At 66.9% G+C, this 22634-nt stretch carries 24 protein-coding genes; 12 read left to right on the top strand and 12 right to left on the bottom strand.

Annotated elements, in window-relative coordinates; translation table 11 throughout:
• Positions 1–12: 12 nt before the first annotated feature.
• The 9 genes from metH to AU192_RS01680 all read left to right on the top strand — a co-directional run bounded on the left by metH (position 13) and on the right by AU192_RS01680 (position 11180).
• Entirely contained in the window at positions 13–3762 is a 3750-nt protein-coding gene (gene metH / locus AU192_RS01720; protein WP_064393964.1) for a methionine synthase, read from the top strand.
• 12 nt (positions 3763–3774) lie between these two features.
• Positions 3775–4458 carry an HAD family hydrolase gene (locus AU192_RS01715; RefSeq protein ID WP_064394184.1) on the top strand — a complete coding sequence of 228 codons (684 nt, stop codon included), beginning with the start codon at positions 3775–3777 and terminating at the stop codon, positions 4456–4458.
• A 54-nt stretch (positions 4459–4512) separates the two neighbouring features.
• A complete protein-coding gene (locus AU192_RS01710) occupies positions 4513–5970 on the top strand; it encodes a sugar porter family MFS transporter (RefSeq protein WP_064393963.1) in 1458 nt (485 codons plus the stop codon).
• Entirely contained in the window at positions 5967–7499 is a 1533-nt protein-coding gene (locus tag AU192_RS01705; RefSeq protein ID WP_064393962.1) for an FAD-binding protein, read from the top strand. The genes AU192_RS01710 and AU192_RS01705 overlap by 4 nt, the downstream gene beginning before the upstream one ends.
• A gap of 40 nt (positions 7500–7539) precedes the next feature.
• The gene (locus AU192_RS01700; protein WP_064393961.1) at positions 7540–7821 is read left to right on the top strand and encodes a phosphoribosyl-ATP diphosphatase; all 282 of its coding nucleotides are present in this window, start codon (positions 7540–7542) and stop codon (positions 7819–7821) included.
• 5 nt (positions 7822–7826) lie between these two features.
• Positions 7827–8672, top strand: a complete 846-nt coding sequence (gene hisG, locus AU192_RS01695) for an ATP phosphoribosyltransferase (RefSeq protein WP_064393960.1) — start codon at positions 7827–7829, stop codon at positions 8670–8672.
• 67 nt (positions 8673–8739) lie between these two features.
• Positions 8740–9222: a DUF4126 family protein gene (locus tag AU192_RS01690; RefSeq protein ID WP_064393959.1), complete on the top strand. Its 483-nt coding sequence runs from the start codon at positions 8740–8742 to the stop codon at positions 9220–9222.
• Between the two features lie 10 nt (positions 9223–9232).
• Positions 9233–10603, top strand: coding sequence for an FAD-containing oxidoreductase (locus AU192_RS01685; RefSeq protein ID WP_064393958.1), 1371 nt, complete (start codon positions 9233–9235; stop codon positions 10601–10603).
• Positions 10604–10628: 25 nt separating this feature from the next.
• Positions 10629–11180, top strand: coding sequence for a nuclear transport factor 2 family protein (locus AU192_RS01680; RefSeq protein WP_064393957.1), 552 nt, complete (start codon positions 10629–10631; stop codon positions 11178–11180).
• A 1-nt stretch (position 11181) separates the two neighbouring features.
• On the opposite strand, the gene AU192_RS01675 is transcribed toward AU192_RS01680, so the two are convergent.
• The 7 genes from AU192_RS01675 to AU192_RS01645 are packed head-to-tail and all read right to left on the bottom strand — an operon-like array spanning position 11182 to position 15234.
• On the bottom strand, positions 11182–11814 hold the full coding sequence (locus tag AU192_RS01675) for a flavodoxin family protein (RefSeq protein ID WP_064393956.1): 633 nt from the start codon (positions 11812–11814) through the stop codon (positions 11182–11184).
• Between the two features lie 6 nt (positions 11815–11820).
• Positions 11821–12315: an SRPBCC family protein gene (locus AU192_RS01670; protein ID WP_064393955.1), complete on the bottom strand. Its 495-nt coding sequence runs from the start codon at positions 12313–12315 to the stop codon at positions 11821–11823.
• The gene (locus AU192_RS01665; RefSeq protein WP_064393954.1) at positions 12308–12628 is read right to left on the bottom strand and encodes an ArsR/SmtB family transcription factor; all 321 of its coding nucleotides are present in this window, start codon (positions 12626–12628) and stop codon (positions 12308–12310) included. The genes AU192_RS01670 and AU192_RS01665 overlap by 8 nt, the downstream gene beginning before the upstream one ends.
• A gap of 46 nt (positions 12629–12674) precedes the next feature.
• A complete protein-coding gene (locus AU192_RS01660) occupies positions 12675–12959 on the bottom strand; it encodes a YiaA/YiaB family inner membrane protein (RefSeq protein WP_064393953.1) in 285 nt (94 codons plus the stop codon).
• 43 nt (positions 12960–13002) lie between these two features.
• On the bottom strand, positions 13003–13518 hold the full coding sequence (locus AU192_RS01655; protein WP_064393952.1) for a DinB family protein: 516 nt from the start codon (positions 13516–13518) through the stop codon (positions 13003–13005).
• Positions 13515–14312, bottom strand: coding sequence for a thioesterase family protein (locus AU192_RS01650; protein WP_064393951.1), 798 nt, complete (start codon positions 14310–14312; stop codon positions 13515–13517). The genes AU192_RS01655 and AU192_RS01650 overlap by 4 nt, the downstream gene beginning before the upstream one ends.
• 34 nt (positions 14313–14346) lie before the next feature.
• The gene (locus tag AU192_RS01645; RefSeq protein ID WP_064393950.1) at positions 14347–15234 is read right to left on the bottom strand and encodes a RecB family exonuclease; all 888 of its coding nucleotides are present in this window, start codon (positions 15232–15234) and stop codon (positions 14347–14349) included.
• A gap of 73 nt (positions 15235–15307) precedes the next feature.
• On the opposite strand from AU192_RS01645, the gene AU192_RS01640 reads away from it, so the two are divergent.
• On the top strand, positions 15308–16141 hold the full coding sequence (locus AU192_RS01640) for a tRNA (adenine-N1)-methyltransferase (RefSeq protein WP_064393949.1): 834 nt from the start codon (positions 15308–15310) through the stop codon (positions 16139–16141).
• A 59-nt stretch (positions 16142–16200) separates the two neighbouring features.
• Here the strand turns inward: AU192_RS01640 and AU192_RS01635 are convergent, their stop codons facing one another.
• Genes AU192_RS01635 through AU192_RS01625 form a run of 3 tightly spaced genes read right to left on the bottom strand, consistent with a single transcriptional unit; the run spans position 16201 to position 17549 of the window.
• Positions 16201–16497: a DUF503 domain-containing protein gene (locus tag AU192_RS01635; RefSeq protein ID WP_064393948.1), complete on the bottom strand. Its 297-nt coding sequence runs from the start codon at positions 16495–16497 to the stop codon at positions 16201–16203.
• Positions 16498–16504: 7 nt separating this feature from the next.
• A complete protein-coding gene (gene lppK, locus AU192_RS01630; RefSeq protein ID WP_064393947.1) occupies positions 16505–17050 on the bottom strand; it encodes a lipoprotein LppK in 546 nt (181 codons plus the stop codon).
• A 7-nt stretch (positions 17051–17057) separates the two neighbouring features.
• Complete coding sequence (locus AU192_RS01625) at positions 17058–17549, bottom strand: MTB12 family secreted protein (protein ID WP_064393946.1); 492 nt, start codon at positions 17547–17549, stop codon at positions 17058–17060.
• 145 nt (positions 17550–17694) lie between these two features.
• Between AU192_RS01625 and arc the strand changes: the two genes are divergently transcribed.
• Together arc and AU192_RS01615 are read left to right on the top strand one after the other, a co-directional pair.
• The gene (arc, locus tag AU192_RS01620) at positions 17695–19536 is read left to right on the top strand and encodes a proteasome ATPase (protein WP_064393945.1); all 1842 of its coding nucleotides are present in this window, start codon (positions 17695–17697) and stop codon (positions 19534–19536) included.
• A 105-nt stretch (positions 19537–19641) separates the two neighbouring features.
• Positions 19642–20280, top strand: coding sequence for a hypothetical protein (locus AU192_RS01615; RefSeq protein ID WP_064394183.1), 639 nt, complete (start codon positions 19642–19644; stop codon positions 20278–20280).
• Here AU192_RS01615 and AU192_RS01610 read toward each other — a convergent pair.
• Complete coding sequence (locus tag AU192_RS01610) at positions 20250–21410, bottom strand: hypothetical protein (RefSeq protein WP_064393944.1); 1161 nt, start codon at positions 21408–21410, stop codon at positions 20250–20252. The two genes, AU192_RS01615 and AU192_RS01610, sit on opposite strands and share 31 nt — an antisense overlap.
• A 30-nt stretch (positions 21411–21440) precedes the next feature.
• Positions 21441–22610: a hypothetical protein gene (locus AU192_RS01605; protein ID WP_242656879.1), complete on the bottom strand. Its 1170-nt coding sequence runs from the start codon at positions 22608–22610 to the stop codon at positions 21441–21443.
• Positions 22611–22634: the final 24 nt, after the last annotated feature.

Here is a 22634-nt window from a genome sequence, read left to right as displayed (position 1 = left end):
GAAGGAGCGCGCATGACTGCCGTTGAGTCGAACACTCTCACGCCGAACATCCGCCCCGACTGCACCGACGAACTGACCGCGACACTGGGTCAGCGGATCATGGTGATCGACGGCGCGATGGGCACGGCGATCCAGCGGGACCGGCCCGACGAGGCCGGATACCGCGGCGAACGGTTCAAGGACTGGCCGAGCGACGTCCAGGGCAACAACGACCTGCTCAACCTGACCCAGCCGCAGATCATCGAGGCGATCCACCGCGAATACCTCGACGCCGGCGCCGACATCATCGAAACCAACACGTTCAACGCGAACGCGATCTCGCTCTCCGACTACGGCATGGAAGAGCTCAGCTACGAGGTGAACTACGCCGGTGCGGCGCTGGCGCGCAAGGCCTGCGACGAGGTCGGCACCGGTGACCGGCCCCGCTACGTCGCCGGAGCTCTGGGACCGACCACGCGGACCGCCTCGATCTCGCCGGACGTGAACGATCCCGGCGCCCGCAACATCACCTACGACCGGTTGGTCGACGCCTACCTCGAAGCCGCCAACGGCCTGGTCGACGGTGGTGCCGACATCATCCTGGTCGAGACGATCTTCGACACACTCAACGCCAAGGCCGCCGTGTTCGCGATCGAGACGCTGTTCGAGGAACGCGGCCGCCGCTGGCCCGTCGTCATTTCGGGCACCATTACCGACGCTTCCGGGCGGACGCTGTCCGGCCAGGTCACCGAGGCGTTCTGGAACTCGGTCCGGCACGCCAAGCCGCTCGCGATCGGCCTCAACTGTGCCCTCGGTGCACCGGAGATGAGGCCCTACATCGCCGAGATGTCGCGAATCGCGGACACGTTTGTGTCCTGCTACCCGAACGCCGGGCTGCCCAACGCGTTCGCCGAGTACGACGAAACCCCCGAGCGTCAGGCCGGCTACGTCGCCGACTTCGCCGAGGCGGGCTTCGTCAACCTGGTCGGTGGATGCTGTGGAACGACGCCCGCGCACATCGCCAAGATCGCCGAGGCCGTCGAGGGCAAGCCGCCGCGCCAGGTGCCCGAGATCCCGGTGGCCACCCGGCTGTCGGGCCTGGAACCGCTCAACATCGACGACGACACCCTGTTCGTCAACATCGGTGAGCGCACCAACATCACCGGCTCGGCCCGGTTCCGCAACCTCATCAAGGCCGAGGACTACGACACCGCGCTGTCGGTGGCCCTGCAGCAGGTGGAGGTCGGTGCGCAGGTCATCGACATCAACATGGACGAGGGCATGATCGACGGCGTCGCCGCGATGGACCGGTTCACCCGGCTGATCGCGTCCGAACCCGACATCAGCCGCGTGCCGGTGATGATCGACTCCTCCAAATGGGAGGTCATCGAGGCCGGCCTGAAGAACGTGCAGGGCAAGCCGATCGTCAACTCGATCTCCCTGAAGGAGGGCGAGGAGAAGTTCATCCGCGAGGCCCGGTTGTGCCGCAAGTACGGCGCCGCCGTCGTCGTGATGGCCTTCGACGAGGAGGGGCAGGCCGACAACTTGGAGCGCCGCAAGGAGATCTGCGGTCGCGCCTACCGGGTCCTGACCGAAGAGGTCGGCTTCCCCGCCGAGGACATCATCTTCGATCCGAACTGCTTCGCGCTGGCCACCGGCATCGAGGAGCATGCGACCTACGGGATCGACTTCATCGAGGCGTGCGCCTGGATCAAGGAGAACCTGCCCGGGGTGCACCTGTCCGGCGGCATCTCGAACGTGTCGTTCTCGTTCCGCGGCAACAACCCGGTCCGCGAGGCGATCCACGCGGTGTTCCTCTTCCACGCCATCAAGGCGGGCCTGGACATGGGCATCGTCAACGCAGGCGCGCTGGTGCCCTACGACTCGATCGACGCCGAACTACGGGAGCGCATCGAGGACGTCGTGCTGAACCGTCGCGAGGATGCGGCCGAACGACTGCTCGAGATCGCGGAGCGGTTCAACAGTAAAGGCAAGGGCGAAGACCCCCAAGCTGCGGAGTGGCGATCCCTACCGGTCCGCGAGCGGATCACGCACGCGCTGGTCAAGGGCATCGACGCCCACGTCGAGGACGACACCGAGGAACTGCGGGTCGAGATCGCCGACGCCGGCGGGCGACCGATCGAGGTGATCGAGGGTCCGCTGATGGACGGTATGAACGTCGTCGGCGACCTGTTCGGCTCGGGCAAGATGTTTTTGCCCCAGGTCGTGAAGTCGGCCCGGGTGATGAAAAAGGCCGTCGCCTACCTGCTTCCGTTCATCGAGGCGGAGAAGGAGGAGGCCGGCACGACGGGTTCCAAAGACACCAACGGCACGATCGTGATGGCGACCGTCAAGGGCGACGTCCACGACATCGGCAAGAACATCGTCGGGGTTGTCCTGCAGTGCAACAACTTCGAAGTGATCGACCTCGGGGTGATGGTGCCCGCGCAGAAGATACTGGACGCGGTGAAGGAGCACGACGCCGACATCGTCGGGCTGTCCGGCCTCATCACCCCGTCGTTGGACGAGATGTCCAACTTCGCCGTCGAGATGGAACGCGCAGGGCTGGAGATCCCGCTGCTCATCGGCGGCGCGACCACCTCGCGCGCGCACACTGCGGTGAAGATTTCGCCGCGCCGCAGCGGTCCGGTGGTCTGGGTCAAGGACGCGTCCCGCTCGGTTCCGGTGGCCGCCGCGCTGCTCGACGACAAACAGCGGCCCGGACTGCTGGAGGCCACCGAGAAGGACTACGCATCGCTGCGCGAACGGCACGCCCAAAAGAACGACCGGCCGATGCTGACGCTGGAGAAGGCCCGCGCGAACCGGACGCCGATCGATTGGGACGGCTACACGCCACCGGTGCCCGCTCAGGGGCTCGGCGTGCGCGAGTTCCTCGATTACGACCTCGCCGAACTGCGCGAGTACATCGACTGGCAGCCGTTCTTCAACGCCTGGGAGATGAAGGGCCGATTCCCCGACATCCTCAACAACCCGGCCACCGGGGAGGCGGCGCGCAAGCTCTACGACGACGCGCAGGAGATGCTCGACACGGCGATCAAGGAGAAATGGCTGACCGCGAACGGGGTGATCGGTTTCTTCCCGGCCAACGCCGTCGGTGACGACGTCGAGGTCTACACCGACGACACCCGCACCGAGGTGCTGACCACACTGCACAACCTGCGTCAGCAGGGCGAGCACCGCGAGGGCATCCCGAACCGGTCACTGGGTGACTTCGTTGCGCCGAAGAAAACGGGTCTGGCCGACTATGTCGGTGCGTTCGCCGTGACCGCCGGCCTGGGCAGCCAAGAGAAGATCATGGAGTTCAAGGCGGCGCTGGACGATTACAGCGCCATCCTGCTGGAGTCGGTCGCCGACCGGCTCGCCGAGGCGTTCGCCGAACGGATGCACCAACGGGTCCGCAAGGAGTTCTGGGGATACCAGCCCGACGAGCAGCTGGACAACGACGCGCTCATTGGCGAGAAATACGTGGGCATCCGTCCCGCGCCCGGTTATCCGGCATGCCCGGAGCACACCGAGAAGGCGACGCTGTTCAACCTGCTGGACGTCACGAAGCGCACCGGCATCGAGCTGACCGACTCGATGGCGATGTGGCCGGGGGCCGCGGTCAGCGGCTGGTACTTCTCGCACCCGCAGTCGCAGTACTTCGTCGTCGGCCGGGTGGCCCAGGACCAGGTCGCCGACTACGCCAAGCGCAAGGGTTGGACGCTGAAGGAGGCCGAGCGCTGGCTCGCGCCCAACCTCGGCTACAACCCGGAGGACTGAATGGAGGCGGTGCTGCGCGCCGTCCTCTTCGATATGGATGGCACCCTTGTCGATTCGGAAAAGCTGTGGGACGTCTCGTTGGGGGCGCTCTACGCCGAACTCGGGGGCGAGCTGACCCCACAGGTGCGCGAGGTGCTGGTCGGCGGCTCGGCCGAGGACACCATCCGGACCGTGTACACCGACCTCGGACTCGAGCAGGATCCGCGCGCGATGGCCGAATCGAACCGATGGCTGCACGACTACACCGCCGAGCTGTTCGACGGCGGCCTGGAGTGGTGTGACGGTGCCCAAGAATTACTCGATGAGCTTGCCGCAGAAGAAATCCCGATGGCGCTCGTTACCAACACTCTGCGCGCACTGACCGACAAGGCGCTGAACAGCATTGGTTCGCACTACTTTTCGGTGACCGTCTGCGGTGACGAGGTTGCCCGCGGCAAACCCGCACCCGACGTATACGAACGCGCGGCCACACTGCTGGGTTTCGATCCGGTGGCGTGTCTGGCGGTCGAAGACTCCGTCACCGGCTCGGCGGCCGCCGAACGTGCCGGATGCCCGGTGCTGGTGGTACCCAACGACGTAGCGGTACCCGAGGGGCCACGTCGACACCACGCTTCCTCGCTCGCCGGGTTGCGTGCCGCGGACCTCCACCAGGTCCATTCCGAACTGGTGACCAGGCCGGGAGAACGCACCGCCTGAGCACCGGTCTGTGATTGAATGTGACATCCATCACGCGCTGTGGAAAGGTCTCACATGACTCACGGACCCGCAGGTGACTCCTCGACGGCGGTGGATTACGAGGAATCCGAGCACAGCGGTCGCGTCGTTCTCATCGCGTCCGTCGCGGCGCTCGGCGGCCTGCTGTTCGGCTACGACAGCGCGGTCATCAACGGCGCGGTTGCGGCGGTCGAGGACCATTTCCAGATCAGCAAGGCGGTTACGGGCGTGGCCGTGGCGGCGGCCCTGATCGGCGCCGCGTTGGGTGCGCTGGTCGCCGGACGTCTCGCCGACAAGATCGGCCGGCTGTCGGTGATGAAGGTCGCCGCGCTGCTTTTCTTCATCAGCGCCTTCGGCACCGGCCTGGCCACAAACGTCTGGATGTTCACGATTTTTCGCATCGTGGGCGGTATCGGCGTCGGCGTGGCTTCGGTCATCGCACCGGCCTACATCGCCGAAACCTCGCCACCGCGGATCCGGGGCAGGTTGGGCTCGCTGCAACAGCTGGCCATCGTCTCCGGCATTTTCATCTCGCTGGCGATCGATGCGCTGCTGGCCCGCCTGGCCGGCGGATCGCGCGAGGAACTCTGGTTGGGGATGGCAGCCTGGCGCTGGATGTTCCTCGTGATGGCGGTACCCGCCGTGGTCTACGGCGTGCTGGCGTTCACGATCCCCGAATCACCGCGTTATCTCGTTGCCACATACCGGATTCCGGAGGCGCGGCGGGTGCTGACGAAGTTGCTGGGGGAGAAGAACCTCGAGCTGACGATCACGCGCATCAAGGAATCGCTGAAGTCGGAGAAGCCGCCGTCGTGGCGCGATCTGCGCAAGCCGACCGGAGGGCTCTACGGCATCGTCTGGGTGGGTGTGCTGCTGTCGGTGTTCCAGCAGTTCGTCGGCATCAACGTGATCTTCTACTACTCGAACGTGCTGTGGGAGGCCGTCGGGTTCGGGGAGCAGCAGGCGTTCCTGATCACCGTGATCACGTCGGTGACCAACATCGTCACCACGCTGATCGCGATCGCGCTGATCGACAAGGTCGGACGCAAGCCGTTGTTGTTGGTCGGGTCGACGGGTATGGCGATCACCCTCGGCACGATGGCGGTCATCTTCGGCACGGCGCCGGTGGTCGACGGCCAGCCGAGCCTGGAGGGCATCGCCGGTCCGATTGCACTGGTGGCCGCGAACCTGTTCGTGGTGTCGTTCGGCATGTCGTGGGGTCCGGTGGTCTGGGTGCTGCTCGGTGAGATGTTCCCGAACCGCATCCGCGGCGCCGCGCTGGGTCTGGCCGCCGCAGCGCAGTGGCTCGCCAACTGTGCGATCACCGCGTCGTTCCCCGCACTCGGTGACTTCTCGCTCGGCATCGCCTACGGCTTCTACGCGATCTGCGCGGTGCTGTCGTTGCTGTTCGTGTGGAAGTTCGTCGCCGAGACCAAGGGTAAACACCTCGAGGACATGGGCAACGAGGTCGCATCGCAGCAGGAAACCGTCTGAGCGGCATCGACGAGTCGGTCGTCGTCGTCGCCGGCTCTGCCGGGGCACTGGCCGGAGCCTATACCGCTGCGCGGGAAGGACTCTCGGTCGCAATCGTGGAGGCGAGCGACCGGTTCGGCGGCACCTTCGCCTACTCCGGAGGCGGCGGCATGTGGTACCCGTGCAATGCGGTGCTCACCCGCGCCGGATGCGACGACACGATCTCCGACGCGCTGCGTTACTACCGCGAGGTTGTCGGCGACCGCACACCCGCGGCACTTCAGGAGACCTACGTCCGCGGCGGTGCCGCGCTGATCGACTACCTCGAACGCGACGAGCACTTCGCGTTCAAGATCCTGCCGTGGCCCGACTACTACAGTTCGGCGGCCGGGGCCCGCACCGACGGCATGCGCCACATCGTCTCCAAGGCGGTGCCCGACGAGCGCCTCGGCCGGTTCGCGGGCCTGGTTCGTGGGCCGCTGGACCATGAGCGCCTCGGGGCGCCGCAGCCCGATCTGCTCACCGGCGGGCGGGCGCTGGTCGGACGGTTTCTGTGGGCGATGGCCGACAACCCGGCGGTGACGGCGCATCTGTCCACGAGCCTGGTCGAGTTGGTCGTCGAGGGAGGTCGCATCGTCGGAGCGGTCGTGGAGCACGACGGCGAGCGACGCACGATCACGGCGCGGCGCGGCGTGCTGCTCGCCACGGGCGGTTTCGAACAGAACGCCGACATGCGGGCCGAATTCGGCGTCCCCGGAAGCGCTCGCGACACCATGGGCGCCCCGGCCAACACCGGACTGGCCCATCGGGCGGCGATCGCCGTCGGGGCCGACGTGGACCTGATGGACCAGGCGTGGTGGTCGCCGGGGCTGATCCATCCGGACGGCCGCGCCGCGTTCGCGCTGTGCTTCACCGGCGGCATCTTCGTCGACCGTTCCGGCCGCCGCTTCGCCAACGAGTCGGCGGCCTACGACCGGTTGGGGCGCGCGATCCTGCGCGCGATGCGCGACGGCACGGTCGGGTCGCGGTACTGGATGGTCTACGACAGCCGAACCGGCGAACAACCGCCCGTGATGGCCACCAACGTCTCCTTCTCGCCGACCGAACAGTACTTCGCCGAGGGTCTGTGGGTGCAGGCCGACACGCTGGCCGCACTCGCCGGTCAGATCGGCGTTCCGGCAACACAATTGGAAGACACCGTGCGCCGTTTCAACGAGTTCGCGGCGCGGGGTGTCGACGAGGACTTCGGTCGCGGCCGCGAATCGTTCGACCGGGCCTTCACCGGCGGCGCGTCGCCGCTGGTGCCGATCGATACCCCGCCCTACCGCGCGGCGGCCTTCGGCATATCCGACCTCGGCACCAAGGGCGGGCTGCGCACCGACACCGACGCCCGCGTCCTGGACACCTCCGACCGGCCCATCGCGGGTCTGTATGCGGCGGGGAACACGATGGCGGCCGTCTCGGGGGAGACCTACCCCGGTGGAGGAAACCCGATCGGGGCGTCGCTGTTGTTCAGCCACCGCGCCGCACTGCACATGGCGCGTACGTGACCGGGGTCGGGCAAACCGGCGTGACCCGACGGGTGCGAGCGTGACACAATCGCGTGCCGTGAAGACCTTCGACGCCCTGTTCGCGGAGCTCAGCGAACGCGCCCGGACCCGCCCCGCCGGTAGCGGCACCGTCGCCGCACTGGACGGCGGCGTGCACGGGATCGGCAAGAAGATCCTCGAGGAAGCCGGCGAGGTGTGGCTGGCGGCCGAACACGAGAGCGATGACGCGCTCACCGAAGAGATCAGCCAGCTCCTGTACTGGACACAGGTGCTGATGATCGCTCGCGGACTCACCCTCGACGACGTCTACCGGAAGCTGTAAATCGCATGCTTCGCGTCGCCGTCCCCAACAAGGGCACACTCTCCGAACCCGCCAGCGAGGTCCTGTCCGAAGCCGGCTACCGGCGCCGCACCGACCAAAAAGACCTGACGGTCATCGACCCGGCCAACAACGTCGAGTTCTTCTTCCTGCGCCCCAAAGACATTGCGATCTATGTCGGCTCGGGGCAACTCGACTTCGGGATTACCGGCCGCGATCTGGCCGCCGAATCGGATGCGCCGGTGCGGGAGCGGTTGGCGCTGGGCTTCGGCTCGTCGTCGTTCCGGTATGCGGCCCCGGCCGGGCGCGATTGGCGGGTCGAGGATCTCGCGGGAAAGCGGATCGCGACCGCGTTCCCGAACCTGGTGCGAAAAGACCTGGCCGCGCACGGCATTGAGGCGACGGTGATCCGGCTCGACGGCGCGGTGGAGATCTCCGTGCAGCTCGGCGTCGCCGACGCGATCGCCGATGTGGTGGGCTCCGGACGAACGCTGGGACTGCACAACCTGGTGCCGTTCGGCGATTCCCTGTGTGATTCCGAGGCGGTGCTGATCGAGCGGGACGGCGCGCCGGACAGCCCCACCGGCGCCCAACTGGTGGCCCGTGTGCAGGGCGTGGTTCGCGGCCAGCAGTACCTGATGCTCGATTACGATTGCCCGCGCAGCGTTCTCGACCGTGCGGTCGCGGTGACCCCCGGCCTGGAGTCGCCGACAATCGCTCCGCTCGCCGACCCGGCGTGGGCGGCGGTGCGCGCTCTGGTGCCCCGCCGCGACGTCAACAAGATCATGGACGAACTCGCCGCCATCGGTGCCAAGGCGATACTGGCTTCTGACATCCGATTCTGTCGCCTGTGATTCAGCGCGAACCCTTCCGGCCTGCGTGTTAGCGTCCGGAGGTCCATAACGCCGGCCGGAGGTCGCCATGACACAGGTCCTGATTCTGGTACTCGCACTATTGATCGGCGTCATCGCCGGCCTACGCGCACTGACCGCACCGGCGGTGGTGTCCTGGGGCGCACTGCTGGGGTGGATCGACGTGGACGGGAAATGGTCGGAGTGGATGGCACATCCGATCACCGTCACCGTGTTGACCATCTTTCTGCTCGTCGAGTTGGTCACCGATCAGCTGCCGAAAACCCCCAGCCGTAAGACGGCTCCCCAGTTCATCACGCGCCTGATCATGGGCGCCTTCGCCGGCGCGGTGATCGGCAGTGCGTACTTTCACACGTTCAGTGCGCTCGGCGCGGGTGTCATCGGCGCGGTGCTCGGCACGATGGGCGGCGCGGCGGCACGTCAGCGGTTCGCCGACCTGCGCAACGGCCAGGACCGCCCTGGCGCGATCCTCGAAGACATCGTCGCCGTGGGTGGCGGCTTCCTGATCGTGTTCCTGGTCAGCCTGGTGTGAACGGCCCACCGTGACAGAACGATTCGACGCGATCATCGTCGGTGCGGGGCAGGCCGGGCCACCGTTGGCGGGCCGGCTCACGCAGGCGGGGCAGAAGGTCGCGGTCATCGAACGCAAACTCGTCGGCGGGACATGCGTGAACTACGGATGTATCCCGACCAAGACCCTGGTCGCCAGCGCGCACGCCGCCCATCTGGCCCGCCGCGGTGCCGAATACGGTGTCAGCACAGGCGATATCGGCGTCGATATGACAAAGGTCAAGGCGCGCAAGGACAAGATCGTGCTCGATGACCGCGACGGCGTCGAGTCCTGGCTCGAAGGCATGGACGGATGCACGTTCATCCGCGGCCACGCACGCTTCTCCGATCCGCACACGATCCGCGTCGACAACCGAGTGCTGCACGCGGACAAGATCTTCCTCAACGTCGGCGGTCGCGCCGTCGCACCCGACATGCCCGGGCTGGCCGACATCGACTACCTGACCAACGTCGGCATTCTCGAACTCGATACGGTGCCCGAACATCTCGTCATCATCGGCGGCAGCTACATCGCACTGGAGTTCGCGCAGATGTACCGTCGCTTCGGAGCCGGGGTCACCGTGATCGAGAAGGGGCCGCGGCTGACATCACGTGAGGATGAGGACGTTTCGGCCGCGGTCAAAGACATCCTGGAGGCCGAGGGCATCGATATCGCCCTCGACGCCGACGCGATCCGATTCACCAAGACCGACAGCGGTTTCGAGGTCATCCCGAGCGACGGTGCGGCACCCATCGCAGGTACTCATCTGCTCATCGCGGTCGGGCGCACCCCCAACACCGACGACCTGGGGCTCGAGAACGCCGGGGTCGAAACCGACGCCCGCGGTTACATCGCCGTCGACGATCGATTGCGCACCAACGTCGAACACATCTGGGCCATGGGCGACTGCAACGGTAAGGGGGCGTTCACGCACACGTCGTACAACGACTTCGAGATCGTCGCGGCGAACCTGCTCGACGACGACCCGCGCCGGGTCAGCGACCGCATCACGACGTATGCGCTTTACATCGACCCTCCGCTGGGGCGCGCCGGTCTGACCGAGGCGCAGGTGCGCGAGTCGGGTCGAAAAGCGTTGGTCGGCAAGCGTCCGATGACGCGGGTCGGCCGCGCGGTGGAAAAAGGGGAGACGCAAGGCTTCATGAAGGTGGTCGTCGACGCCGAGACCGAGCAGATTCTGGGTGCGGCGATCCTCGGCGTCGGCGGTGACGAGGTTATCCACTCGATACTCGACATCATGACCGCTGGGGTTGCCTACACTGCGATCTCGCGCACGATGCACATCCATCCGACCGTCAGCGAGTTGGTGCCTACGATGCTGCAGGAGATGACGCCCCTGACCTAGGCGGACTATCGAATATCGTCGACGCATGCCCACCGCGCTGCCGAATCTCGATGCACTGATCGCCAAGGACGAGATCCGCGATCTCGTCCTTAACTACTGTCGCGCGATGGATCGCGGCGACGTCGCACTGGCTGAATCTCTGTACGAGAAAGGCGCCCACGACGAGCACGGCCTCAACGCGACGAACACCGCCGAGGAGTTCATCGACTCGATCGGAGACTTACTCGGCGGACTGGCGACGCTTCAGCACAACGTCACGAATCACCTCATCCGAATCACCGGATCCGATACCGCCGAAGGGGAGGCCTACGTGGTCGCCTACCACCGCGCCGAGCGTGCTGGTGTCGGGTATGTGCTGATCACCGGCGGCCGTTATCTCGACCGCTACTCAAAGCGGGAGGATCGGTGGAAGTTCGCCCACCGCAAATGCGTGGCCGACTGGACACACGAGTTCTCGGCGCCGCTCGCGAGCGATGTCAAGAACCCGGTGTCCGGCAACCTGGCCGAGGGGCGCATGGACGAGCAGGACCCCTCGTACGCGTTCTTTACCGCGTTCCCGCGCGGGGAACGGGCATAGCCTACGACGCCGCAGGCGATGGCGCCGCTGCCGTGACCGAGCGGCCGACGATGAATTGCCGGGTCACCAAAGCGAACCGGTGACCGAGGTGACGGTGGGTGGCTACATCGGCGGCGTGGACCCCGTCGGGGTCGGCGTCGACGTCGGTCTGCGCGCCGGCGCCGAGAAAGAAGCCGAGCCGGTTGAGGTCGTTCTCGCTCGCCTTCGAATGGTTCCAGCCCGGAGGCAGACCGAGGCTGACCCAGTGCATGTGGTGCTGCGCGGCGAACACCGCCAGCGACACCAACGTGTTCAACTTGTCGCCGCTTTTACCGCCGGAATTGGTGAACCCGGCCGCGACCTTGTCGCGCCACGCGCCGGTGAAACAACGCCGCCCGGTCGACTCGGCGAAGCCCTGGAACGCCGCGGACACGTTGCCCATATAGGTCGCGCTCCCGAACACGATGCCGTCGGCCGAATCCAGAACGTCCCAGTCGGCGTCGGTCATCCGGTCGACGGCAACGGTTGCCACGACCGCGCCCGCCTCGCGCGCTCCCGCGGCCACGGCTTCGGCGAGTGTCGCGGTGTGCCCGAAACCCGAGTGGTAGGCAACCGCGACGGCAGGTGCGGCGATGTCAGATCCGTTGTGCGTCATGTCAACTCATCCTGTCTGCGTGCTGTTGATCTCTGCGCGCCTGCGCAGCCAGTCCGGTAGCGGTGCGTGTTCCAGGTATGCCTGCAGCCGATCCAGGTAGGCGTGGGTTCCGCCGAGGAACCCGCCGGCGTTGCGCACGCCTAATCCCCGATGGGTGAACTTCAGCAGGGTGCCGGTGCCGTCGGGAGTCAGTTCGTAGCGCACGGTGCTGTCCTCGACGATGGGCTGACGCCACTCGTGCTCGAGGACGTGCGGCGGATCCCACACCAGAATGCGCCCGGTCATGCGCATCCGGTCCGGAGGTAGCGGCGGTCCGATGGGCACCATCTCGATCGTCCCGCCTTGCCGCGGTTCGATCGTCGTCGCGCCGAACCACTCTCGGCGTTCATCGGGGTCGGCGATCGCCGACCAGACCGCCTCGATCGGATAGGGCAGTCGGCGTTCGAACGTCAGGACGGCGCGCTCGCCGTCGATGGTCAACCGGCCGTTGCGGTCAGTCATCGCCGCTCCCGTGCTTTGCTTCCAGATGACGCTCCAGTGCGGCGAGGTGGTCGGTCCAGATGCGGCGGTAACGCGCGATCCAATCGTCGATCGCCATCAGTCCGTCGGCGCGAAGCGCATAGATGCGGCGCTGCGCGTCGGGCCGCACCTCCACCAGGCCGACTTCCCGCAGCACCCGCAGATGCCGGGACACCGTCGGCTGGGTCAGTCCAGGCAGACTCGCGACCAGTTCACCCGCGGTGCGTTCACCGTCGACGAGCTGGTCGAGCAGTGCGCGACGACTCGGCTCGGCGACCGCTTCGAAGACGTCCATGCGGCTAGTATTACATTCTATCTATATAGACGCAAGGACATATTGCTCAGCTCGCGCTGAAGGGGTTGTGTTCGGCGATCAGTTTCTCGAGCCGGGCCTCATCAAGCCTCACCCGGATGGTGGCGGCTTCCTGTTGGTCGCGGATCACCTTGGCCAGGGTGAACGAACTGGTGACCAGAAACAGCGCCGTCATGCCCAGGAACAGCCGCTGCCAGGAGTCCAGGGGAAGGAACAAGATCCCGCCGACCAGTCCGAGCAGGCTGACGCCGAAAGCGATTGCGGCTTGCAGGAAGTAGGCGGCGGTGGTCCGCGAGGTGGTAGGTGTGTCCATGCCGCCAGCCTGCAGGCGCAGCCGACGGCGGGGGTAGGTAGAACTACCCGACCTTCGACCTGTGTGCCGCGCGTATCAGGCGCAACTGGCCGATCTCGGCGGTGTTCTTGGTCAATTCGACGTTCACCCACAGCGCGGTGCGCGCGACGGTGTGGCCCGAGTCCTCGCCCCACGGGTACGCCGAGGGGGCGTTCGGGTCGACGCCGGTCAACACCTCTCGCCAGCGGTCGGCGAGGTGACGCAGGCGGGCGACGGCGGCGGCGCCCTCACCCGGCCAGGTGACGACGCCGGGCTCCCGCGGTGCTTCGCCGGTCAGATGATCGATCGCGCTCGACCACCACCAGTCGACGTGCCACGTGAGCCACGCGATCGTCGGCGCCGGGATGGGCTGGGGTTCCGTGGCGGACCAGTCCGCACGCCACACACCGTCCGCATCCGGCCGTACCGTCCACGTCACCTCGGCGGGCTCCCAGAGGAAGTCGTCATCGGCGAGGGCGGCCAAGTGCAGGTCGGCCAGCGCCCACACGAGTTCGAACTGCCACTGGAGGTCGACGGTCACGGGCGGCGTTGCACCAGCAGGGTCTGCGCCGAGGTGCCGATGAAGCCCTGCCGATCGAAGAGTTCGGCCGTGGTCACCCCGATGCCGTCGGGGCCGATCGAGCCACGGGCACGAACCGCGAAGTCGCTACCTGTTGGCAGGCGGTGCAGATGCACGGCGGTGTCGGTGTTCATGAACACGAACGACTCCGGGTCCAACGCCGCACCTGCACCGTTGGCGCTGTCCACGACCATCGCGAGCCGCTGTAGCGCGGTTGTCGGCTCCGAATCAACAAGCGCGACAAGCGGACTCATCCACACCACGTGTCCGGTCTCGCCGGTCTCGGGTTGGCGCCGCCAGCTCACCGTCTCCAGGTAGCCTTTCGCGCCGACCCAGCCGTGGGGCACCTCCACGGCGGTGCCCTCGATGAGTGGGGGATAGCGGTCGGTGGCCGCGTCGGCGGTGTCGCTGGTCGCCAACAACCATGCCGTCACGCGGGCCACCGCCCGCCGTGTGCCGTCGGGCCGGGTGTGGAGCATCTCGGCGGCCATAAGCGATATTCGCGCGCCCGGGCGTTCCACCCAAGCCCGGACCCGCAGCTGTTCGACGGGAATCGCCCCCAGGATGTCCAGAGTCAAACGCCCGATGCGCAGTCCCGAGTCGCCGGCCAGCTCCTCGATGTGCTTGGTCATCAGCGCCAACGGCGGTGAGCCGTGCTGGATTTCGGGATTCCAGTTGCTGCGGGTGCCGTCTGTGGACTTGAAGACCTCGAATTCGTTGTCGGTACCGATTCGGCGGTAATGGCAATCGATCACGCCTCGGCTCCCGCTCGTTCCGGCCTTCGGGCGATCACGCCGCAGGCTCCGCAGCCCGCAGCACGATGTCCTCGGCGGTCGGCGATCCCTCGTCGGGTGAATCCGGCCAACCCGGATACGGCGGCGGGGTGCCGCCGAACACCGGGCAGTGCGCATGGTGGGCGCACCAGTCGCACATCGCCGACGGCTTCGGGCGGAAATCACCGGTGGCTCCGGCGTTCTGGATTGCCCGCCAGATGGCGGTCAGGGTCTTCTCGAACCTCATCAGTTCGTCGAGGTCCGGGGTGTAGTCGAGGATCTGACCGTCGGCCAGGTACAGCAGCCGCAGCCGCGCAGGCAGCACGCCACGCGAGCGCAGCAGCGCCACCGCGTAGAACTTCATCTGGAACATGGCCTTGAACTCCGCGAGCGCCCGCGCCTCGGGCGGCGCCTTGCCGGTCTTGTAGTCGACCACCCGCAGCTCACCCGTCGGGGCGACGTCGATGCGATCGACGAAGCCGCGCAGCAGCGTCCCGTCCGCGAGTTCGACCTCGACGCGCTGTTCACAACTCTGCGGGTCGAAACGGGTGGGATCCTCGAGCCGGTAGTAGCCGGCCAGCAGGTCGCGCGCCTCCATCAGCAGCGTGGTCCGCACCTCGGGGGCGAACTCGTCGGCGATGTCAGGGTGGTCGGCGACGATGCGGTCCCAGGCCGGCTCGACAAGCGTCATCGCAGTTTCCGGACGGCGCTGGGCGGGCGGCAGCGCGTACAGCTGCTCGAGCGCCGCGTGCACCACCGAACCGCGGACCTGGGCGGCGGACGACGGCTCGGGCAGCCGGTCGATCGCGCGGAAGCGGTACAGCAGCGGGCACTGCTTGAAGTCGGCGGCCCGTGAGGGCGACAGCGCCGGGCGCCGCAGCTTCTGCTCGCTCCGGTCGTTCATAGCGCCAGCCTAAGACCGGTGTCCGACAACCCCGGTACCCACGGCGGCGCGTCTACTGGCAGGCTGAACGACTGTGCCAAGGACCGGTCCGTTCGCCGTCGGCGATCGGGTGCAGCTCACCGACGCCAAGGGTCGTCACTACACGATGCTGTTGACGCCCGGCGGGGAGTTCCACACCCATCGCGGCGTCATCGCCCTCGACTCCGTGATCGGGCTGCCCGAGGGCAGTGTGGTCAAATCCACCAACGGCGACCAGTTTCTGGTGCTGCGGCCGCTGCTCGTCGACTACGTGATGTCGATGCCGCGCGGCGCCCAGGTCGTCTACCCCAAGGACGCCGCCCAGATCGTGCACGAGGGCGACATCTTCCCCGGCGCCCGGGTGTTGGAGGCCGGTGCCGGCTCCGGCGCGCTGACGTGCTCGCTGCTGCGGGCCGTCGGCCCCGAGGGACGGGTGATCTCCTACGAGGTCCGCGAGGACCACGCTCACCACGCAGAGCGCAATGTCGCGACCTTTTTCGGTGAGGCCCCGGCGAACTGGGAGCTCGTGGTCGCCGACCTGACCACCTACAGCGGTCCGGAGGTCGACCGCGTCGTCCTCGACATGCTCGCTCCATGGGAGGTGTTGGGCACGGTCGCCGATGCACTGGTTGCTGGAGGCGTGCTGATGGTCTACGTCGCGACCGTCACGCAGTTGTCGCGAGTGGTGGAGGCACTGCGCGAGCAGCAGTGCTGGACCGAGCCTCGGGCCTGGGAGAGCATGCAGCGCTACTGGCACGTCGTCGGTCTGGCGGTGCGTCCGCAACATACGATGCGCGGCCATACGGCGTTCTTGGTCTGCGCGCGCAAGCTGGCGCCGGGCGCGGTGGCGCCGATGCCGCTGCGGCGTAAACGGCAACTCGGCAGCTGACCTTGATCGGTTGATTGCACGCACCAGGTGAGGGCGATCAACCCGTTAGGGCGCGATTGTCAGTCGTCGGTGCTGCGCCGCAACCCGCGCCGGGCCGACAGCAGCTCGAACTCCGGGCGCGCGGCCACCAGACGTTCAGCGGCGTCGAGCACCTCGACGACATGCCCACGGTCGGCGGCCACCAGAGCCACCCCGACGTTGGCCCGCCGGTGCAGTTCCTGGGCGCCGGTTTCGGCGGCCGAGAGGGCGAATCGGCGATGCAGTTCGGCGATCACCGGCCGGATCGCCGAGCGCTTCTGCTTGAGCGAGCGCACGTCGCCGAGCAGCAGGTCGAATTCGAGCCAACCGATCCACATCGGCGGCTCACGGCGTCGGTGTCGGCGTTGGGGCCGGACCGAGCTGCAACAGCGCATCGGTCGTCGAACGGGTCAGCTGCCAATGGTTGTCGGCGAAGCGGAACTGCATCGGGAACGTGAACTCGCCCGCCGCCGGGTTGGCGGTCCGCACGGTGACGATCGCCTGAACGACACCGTCGGCGCCGTCGGACCACATCAGATCTTTCGCCTCGAACGTCGCCGGTGCGTAGCCGCCGTCGCGCAGCGCGACGGCGAACTTGTCCATCGCTTCACCGTCGGCCGCGGTGGCGTCCTCGATCAGGTGGAGCTTCTCGGCTCCGGGAACATTGGCGTCGGCGATGCGCGCCAGCACGTCGGTGAGCGCCTCAGGAGGCGGCAGGGGTGCGCTCGTCGCCCCCGGGTCCGGCGGCTGCACCGTCGGCGACGTGGCGACCGGCGGCTCGGTCGCCGCGGGGGATTCGGTTGCCGGTTCGTCGGCGCCACATCCGCAAAGCCCGAGCGCCGCCGCTAACGCGACGGCGCTCAGGACTGCGAAACGGTCGGTGCGGCGCACCGGGCTCCTAGCCGACGGCGGACAGCAGCGCCATCAGCGACTGCTTGGCCATCTGCCAGCCGGTCGGGCTCGGGCCGAGCACGAACTGGATGTTCTGGCTGGCCGTGCCGCCGGTGGCGGCGGTCGCGGTGACATCGGCCGACACGACGGGGCCATTCTGGTCGATGTTGGCCACCGAGAAGCTCAACGGGAACTTGCCTTCGGCGGCCGCCTCACGAAGCTTGGTGTCGGCAACGCGGCTCTCGATGCGCCCGATGCCACCCTGGATGTACGGCGCTTTGCTGGCGGCCGTGCCGGACGTGCCGAGCGCCTGCAGCGTCTGCAAAAGCGCGCCTTCGAGTTCGGGAGCCGGGGCCTGCGGCATCGGGATGTCCCAAACGACCGGGGTGACGGTCGGTGCGGCGGCTACGTTGGAGGATGCAATGGACGTCACACCTGCCGCAGCACCGCCGACAACAGCAACCGCTGCGACGCCGGTAACGAGGGCTTTCAGGGTCACGATTTTCCTTTCGATCGGACCAACACATCAGAGAGGTTAACAGTGGTGCAGGTGTGTCGAATTGCTACACCGCACACAAAGGCTGAATCGCCGGTAGCTTTGAAGTTGTTACTGCACCAACTTTCGGTGCGGGGAGGGGCGCAATATGAGTGAATCAGACCGTTCTGACGCTTTCGCAGAGGGTTTTGACGCCCGAGGATCCGGCCTGTCCAGTGAGGACGCGGCCGAGCTCGAGGAGCTCCGCCGGGAGGCTGCCGTCTTGCGAGAGCAGTTGGAGAACGCGGTCGGGCCCCAGAGTGGGTTGCGCAGCGCCCGAGATGTTCACCAGCTCGAGGCGCGCATCGACTCCCTCGCCGCCCGCAACACCAAGCTGATGGAGACCCTCAAGGAGGCCCGTCAGCAGCTGCTCGCGTTGCGCGAGGAGGTCGACCGACTGGGCCAGCCGCCGAGCGGATACGGAGTGCTGCTCGGCGTCCAGGACGACGACACCGTCGACGTGTTCACGTCCGGGCGCAAGATGCGGCTGACGTGCTCGCCGAACATCGACACCAAGTTGCTCAAGCAGGGCCAGACTGTCCGCCTCAACGAGGCCCTGACGGTCGTGGAGGCCGGCAACTTCGAGGCGGTCGGCGAGATCAGCACACTGCGCGAGATTCTGTCCGACGGACACCGCGCGCTGGTGGTCGGGCATGCCGATGAGGAGCGCATCGTCTGGCTCGCCGAGCCGCTGGTTGCGGCCGAGGACCTGCCGGAGCGCTACGACGACGACCTGAACGACGACAGCCGTCCCCGCAAGCTGCGCCCGGGGGACTCGCTGCTGGTCGACACCAAGGCCGGATACGCGTTCGAGCGCATCCCCAAGGCCGAGGTCGAGGACCTCGTGCTCGAAGAGGTGCCCGACGTCAGCTACAACGACATCGGCGGCCTGGGCCGCCAGATCGAGCAGATCCGCGACGCCGTCGAACTGCCGTTCCTGCACAAGGAGCTGTACCGGGAGTACTCGCTGCGCCCGCCCAAGGGTGTGCTGCTCTACGGTCCGCCCGGCTGCGGTAAGACGCTGATCGCCAAGGCGGTGGCCAACTCGCTGGCCAAGAAGATGGCCGAGGTGCGTGGTGACGACGCCCGCGAGGCGAAGAGCTACTTCCTCAACATCAAGGGCCCGGAGCTGCTGAACAAGTTCGTCGGTGAGACCGAGCGTCACATCCGGTTGATCTTCCAGCGCGCGCGGGAGAAGGCCTCCGAGGGCACCCCGGTGATCGTGTTCTTTGACGAGATGGACTCGATCTTCCGTACCCGTGGCACCGGTGTGAGCTCAGATGTGGAGACGACGGTTGTGCCGCAGCTGCTTTCGGAGATCGACGGCGTCGAGGGGCTGGAGAACGTGATCGTCATCGGCGCCTCCAACCGCGAGGACATGATCGATCCGGCGATCCTGCGGCCCGGCCGCCTGGACGTCAAGATCAAGATCGAGCGTCCGGATGCCGAAGCGGCCCAAGACATCTTCAGCAAGTACCTCACCGAAGAGCTGCCGGTCAACGAGGACGACCTCGCGGAGTTCGACGGCGACCGCTCGCTGACGATCAAGGCGATGATCGAGAAGGTCGTCGACCGGATGTATGCCGAGATCGACGACAACCGCTTCCTCGAGGTCACCTACGCCAACGGCGACAAAGAGGTCATGTATTTCAAGGACTTCAACTCCGGTGCGATGATCCAAAACGTCGTCGACCGGGCCAAGAAGTACGCCATCAAGTCGGTGCTGGAGACCGGCAGCAAGGGTCTGCGGATCCAGCATCTGCTGGACTCGATCGTCGACGAGTTCGCCGAGAACGAAGATCTGCCCAACACCACCAATCCCGATGACTGGGCACGGATCTCAGGCAAGAAGGGCGAGCGGATCGTCTACATCCGCACGTTGGTCACCGGCAAGAGCTCGTCGGCCAGCCGGGCGATCGACACCGAGTCCAACCTGGGCCAGTACCTGTAGCCCACCTCACCTTTTCGGCCGCGAGCGGGCGTGTTTGTACACGGCGGGCCGCGGTTGTGCAGCAATTCGCGCACGCTCGCGCGCGCCGAGGGATACCGTCGCGTCATGTCTGCGGACGAGCTGTCGGTCACGGACGGTGTTTTCGGCAAGCGGTACGGCGAAGTGCTGCTCGTCAAGTCCACACCGTCGGGTGCCGAAGCCACGGTGTACAACACGTTTCCGCTCAACGACTGCCCGGCCGACTTGTGGAACGCGCTCGACGCGCAGGCGATCGCCCAGGAGAACGGCGCTGTGGCCACGCTGCTCAACGGGCCGCGGTACTGGCTGATGAGCAGCATCGGCAAGAGAGGCCGGGAGACGTTGGAGCGCAAGAGCTTCGGTGGTATCGAAATGCTGCGGCAAGCCACCGTCAAGCTCGCGTCGATGAATCCGGCCCCGTATCAGCTGAACCGGGTGGACCGGAAGGCGGTCTTCACCTTCGATGCGGGCCGCGAGATCTACGAACTCTTCGACCCGGACGGCAGGCAGTGGGTCATGCAGACGTTCAGCCAGACGGTGGACCCGTCGCTCACGCTGAGCGACCTTCCTGGCCTCGCCGCCAGGCTGTCGCTGCCTGAGGGCTGGTCCTATCGGGCGCGCACCCCGACATCGCCGCTCGTGGTCGACACCGCCACCGAGGACGCCTGCGTGACGCAGGACGATCTCGCGAACAGTTACTCGTTGGTGGCCTCCATCGCGCGGTAGGCGTCGCGGCCGGCCAGGCTGACCGCCACATCGGCGATCAGCGGGTCGAAGAAGCGTTCGCGGTACAACGGGTCCACGCTGGTGCTGACGGTGAAGTACAACCCCGACAACACGGCGACGAAAAGCGATACGTGCACGATGGTCTGCGGCACCGGCACGTTGACGCCGAACCACGTTCCCGGACAGGGTGGTTCGCCGACCGGACAGGACTGCTCCGACGCCCACAGCACCGCGACATCGTCAGGGACGGCGACGATGCCGAGCGCGAGGAAGAATATGAACAGTCCGGTCGTGAAGAACACCACCTGGATCGTCTGGGAAAACACCATCACCGCAACGACATTGACCTGTTCGGCCAGCGAAAGTGGCGTGTGTTCCAGGCGCGTGCCGGGCGCGACGGCCAGCGGTGTGCCCTCGAGCAGCGTGGCCGGGTCGTTTTGTTCGGCGCGATCTTCGCGCAGGGCCCGAACTTCGTCGCGAATCGTGGTGACCACGAAGATCAGCGCGACCAGGGCCAGGAAACCGATTGTCTGCCAGAGCCGTTGGCGTGGCATCCGGGCGGCCAGCTGCCACAACTCACCGGTGAAGTACACGACGACGGTGAGCATCAGCAGCGGCAGCGCCCGGCTCATCAGTGTTCCGAGCGCGCCGAGTTGCACCCAGGCGAACCGCAGCGCCCACAACGCGATCGCGCCGATACCGAGATAGGTGAGCCAGATCGTGACCACGGCGACGACCGCGAACCCCACCGCCTCGACAGCCGCGATGCCCGAAAAACCGCTGTCGGCGAACGGAAGTCCCAGCACGAACACCGCCATCACCACCAACGCCGCCGACCGTCGCCCGGCCTCGCTGTGCGCGGTGCCGATGCGGTGCAGGAGATGTAACACGAACGGAGCCGCCACCAACAGCGCAGTCAGCACTCCCAACCGGATCGCATAGCCGATGTCAGGATCATCGCCGGTGAGATCGGCCAGCAACATCGTCAGCGAAATCACCGCTCCGACACCGCTGACTGTCGGGGCCGAACGTTCGATCAGCGCCCCGGAGCGAACCCGTCGCGTGAGAACAAGCGGCAGACCGCGATGCAGGAACCAGTTGTGCACCCGACGCATGTCCGACACGGGCATATTGTGCGCGAGATTCGCTCCGGCAGGCGCTCACCGCGCCGGAACGGCGGCCCGGTAGCGGTTGCGTGCGGTCAGCGTGAGCCACAGATCGTCGAGCAGAGGGGCGATGAACCGGTCGTGATAGGCGTCGTCGCCCACCGCGCGGGCGCTGACGTACATGAACGTCAACGCTCCCAGGAACAAAGTCACCTGGATCAGCGCATCCGGAACCGGGATCGTCATGCCGAGGATTTGCCCGTCGCTGGAACCGTTGCGCGTCCATGCCGCGAGCAGCTCGGGCGAGAGCAGGATCAGGCCCAACACCAGGAACAACAGTGCGGTGACCGTGGCCACCACCAGGATGTGGGCCAATTGCGACACCGCGAGCACGAAATACACGTTCCACCGCTCGGACCGGCTCAGCGGCTTCACCCGCGCAGGATCGGGCATGTCGGCGAACGGGGTACCGTCCAGCTTTGCGGCGTGACCCGGGTCCGGATCGGGGTCGTTGACCATGGGGCGCAACCGGTCCACGATCACCGACGCGACGAACGCCGCCGCGATCGCGGTGAGGAACGACAGCGCCAGCCAGAGCCGGGTGCGCGAGATCGTCGCCGCCATCAGCCACACCGGCGAGTTGAAGAACACCAGGAACGTCAGCAGCAGCACAGGCAGCGCGCGCAGCAGCAGTGAGCCCGCCGCGCTCAGATGCGCGAGAGTCACCCGGGCGGCCCAGCCCAGTATCGATCCGACGCCCGACGCGGTGAGCGCCAGGATCGCCGCGATGGCCACCGCCACCCACACCAGGTTCCTCGGCAGGTACGGGCTCGGGCCGCCGAACACACCGCCCAGCACCGCGACGGCGACAGCGACCGCCGCGGCCGCGAGGCGACCCCGCTGGAGAGGGATGCGCGACACCCACCAGCCCAGCGCCGCCGCCACCGGCAGCACCAGAATCAGCAGCACCAGCACGAACCACTCGCCCCGTGTCGGCCGTCCGTCGATGTCGATCGCGTGTTTTCCCGTCAATGACACCACCGCGACGGTGTTGGCCATCAGCACCGCGAATGCGGCGAGGGCGGGGGCCGACCGCGACCACAGTTGGCGCACCGAACGGCTGGGCCGCAGCACCGCGGGCAGGCCGTGCACGAGGAACCACCGTTCGGCGGCCTGACGGCGCGCCGCATCGATGGGTGCGGGATCGACCGGATCGGATGGCACGGTCGCAGGCTACTTTCCGCCGTC

The sequence above is a fragment of the Mycobacterium lehmannii genome, from assembly GCF_001499925.1.
GTDB classification, from domain to species: domain Bacteria; phylum Actinomycetota; class Actinomycetes; order Mycobacteriales; family Mycobacteriaceae; genus Mycobacterium; species Mycobacterium lehmannii.
This window is presented reverse-complemented; position numbering and strand designations above follow the sequence as displayed.

Excerpts from the sequence above, each read along its gene's own strand:
- AU192_RS01670 (WP_064393955.1), bottom strand. The coding sequence starts at position 12,315 with ATGACTGACCGCAACGGCCGGTTGACCATCGACGGCGAGCGCGCCGTC.
- AU192_RS01615 (WP_064394183.1), top strand. The coding sequence starts at position 19,642 with ATGTCTGCGGACGAGCTGTCGGTCACGGACGGTGTTTTCGGCAAGCGG.
- metH (WP_064393964.1), top strand. The coding sequence starts at position 13 with ATGACTGCCGTTGAGTCGAACACTCTCACGCCGAACATCCGCCCCGAC.
- AU192_RS01675 (WP_064393956.1), bottom strand. The coding sequence starts at position 11,814 with ATGACGCACAACGGATCTGACATCGCCGCACCTGCCGTCGCGGTTGCC.
- AU192_RS01610 (WP_064393944.1), bottom strand. The coding sequence starts at position 21,410 with ATGCCCGTGTCGGACATGCGTCGGGTGCACAACTGGTTCCTGCATCGC.
- arc (WP_064393945.1), top strand. The coding sequence starts at position 17,695 with ATGAGTGAATCAGACCGTTCTGACGCTTTCGCAGAGGGTTTTGACGCC.
- AU192_RS01635 (WP_064393948.1), bottom strand. The coding sequence starts at position 16,497 with ATGTGGATCGGTTGGCTCGAATTCGACCTGCTGCTCGGCGACGTGCGC.
- hisG (WP_064393960.1), top strand. The coding sequence starts at position 7,827 with ATGCTTCGCGTCGCCGTCCCCAACAAGGGCACACTCTCCGAACCCGCC.
- AU192_RS01690 (WP_064393959.1), top strand. The coding sequence starts at position 8,740 with ATGACACAGGTCCTGATTCTGGTACTCGCACTATTGATCGGCGTCATC.
- AU192_RS01645 (WP_064393950.1), bottom strand. The coding sequence starts at position 15,234 with ATGAACGACCGGAGCGAGCAGAAGCTGCGGCGCCCGGCGCTGTCGCCC.
- AU192_RS01660 (WP_064393953.1), bottom strand. The coding sequence starts at position 12,959 with ATGGACACACCTACCACCTCGCGGACCACCGCCGCCTACTTCCTGCAA.
- AU192_RS01680 (WP_064393957.1), top strand. The coding sequence starts at position 10,629 with ATGCCCACCGCGCTGCCGAATCTCGATGCACTGATCGCCAAGGACGAG.
- AU192_RS01665 (WP_064393954.1), bottom strand. The coding sequence starts at position 12,628 with ATGGACGTCTTCGAAGCGGTCGCCGAGCCGAGTCGTCGCGCACTGCTC.
- AU192_RS01710 (WP_064393963.1), top strand. The coding sequence starts at position 4,513 with ATGACTCACGGACCCGCAGGTGACTCCTCGACGGCGGTGGATTACGAG.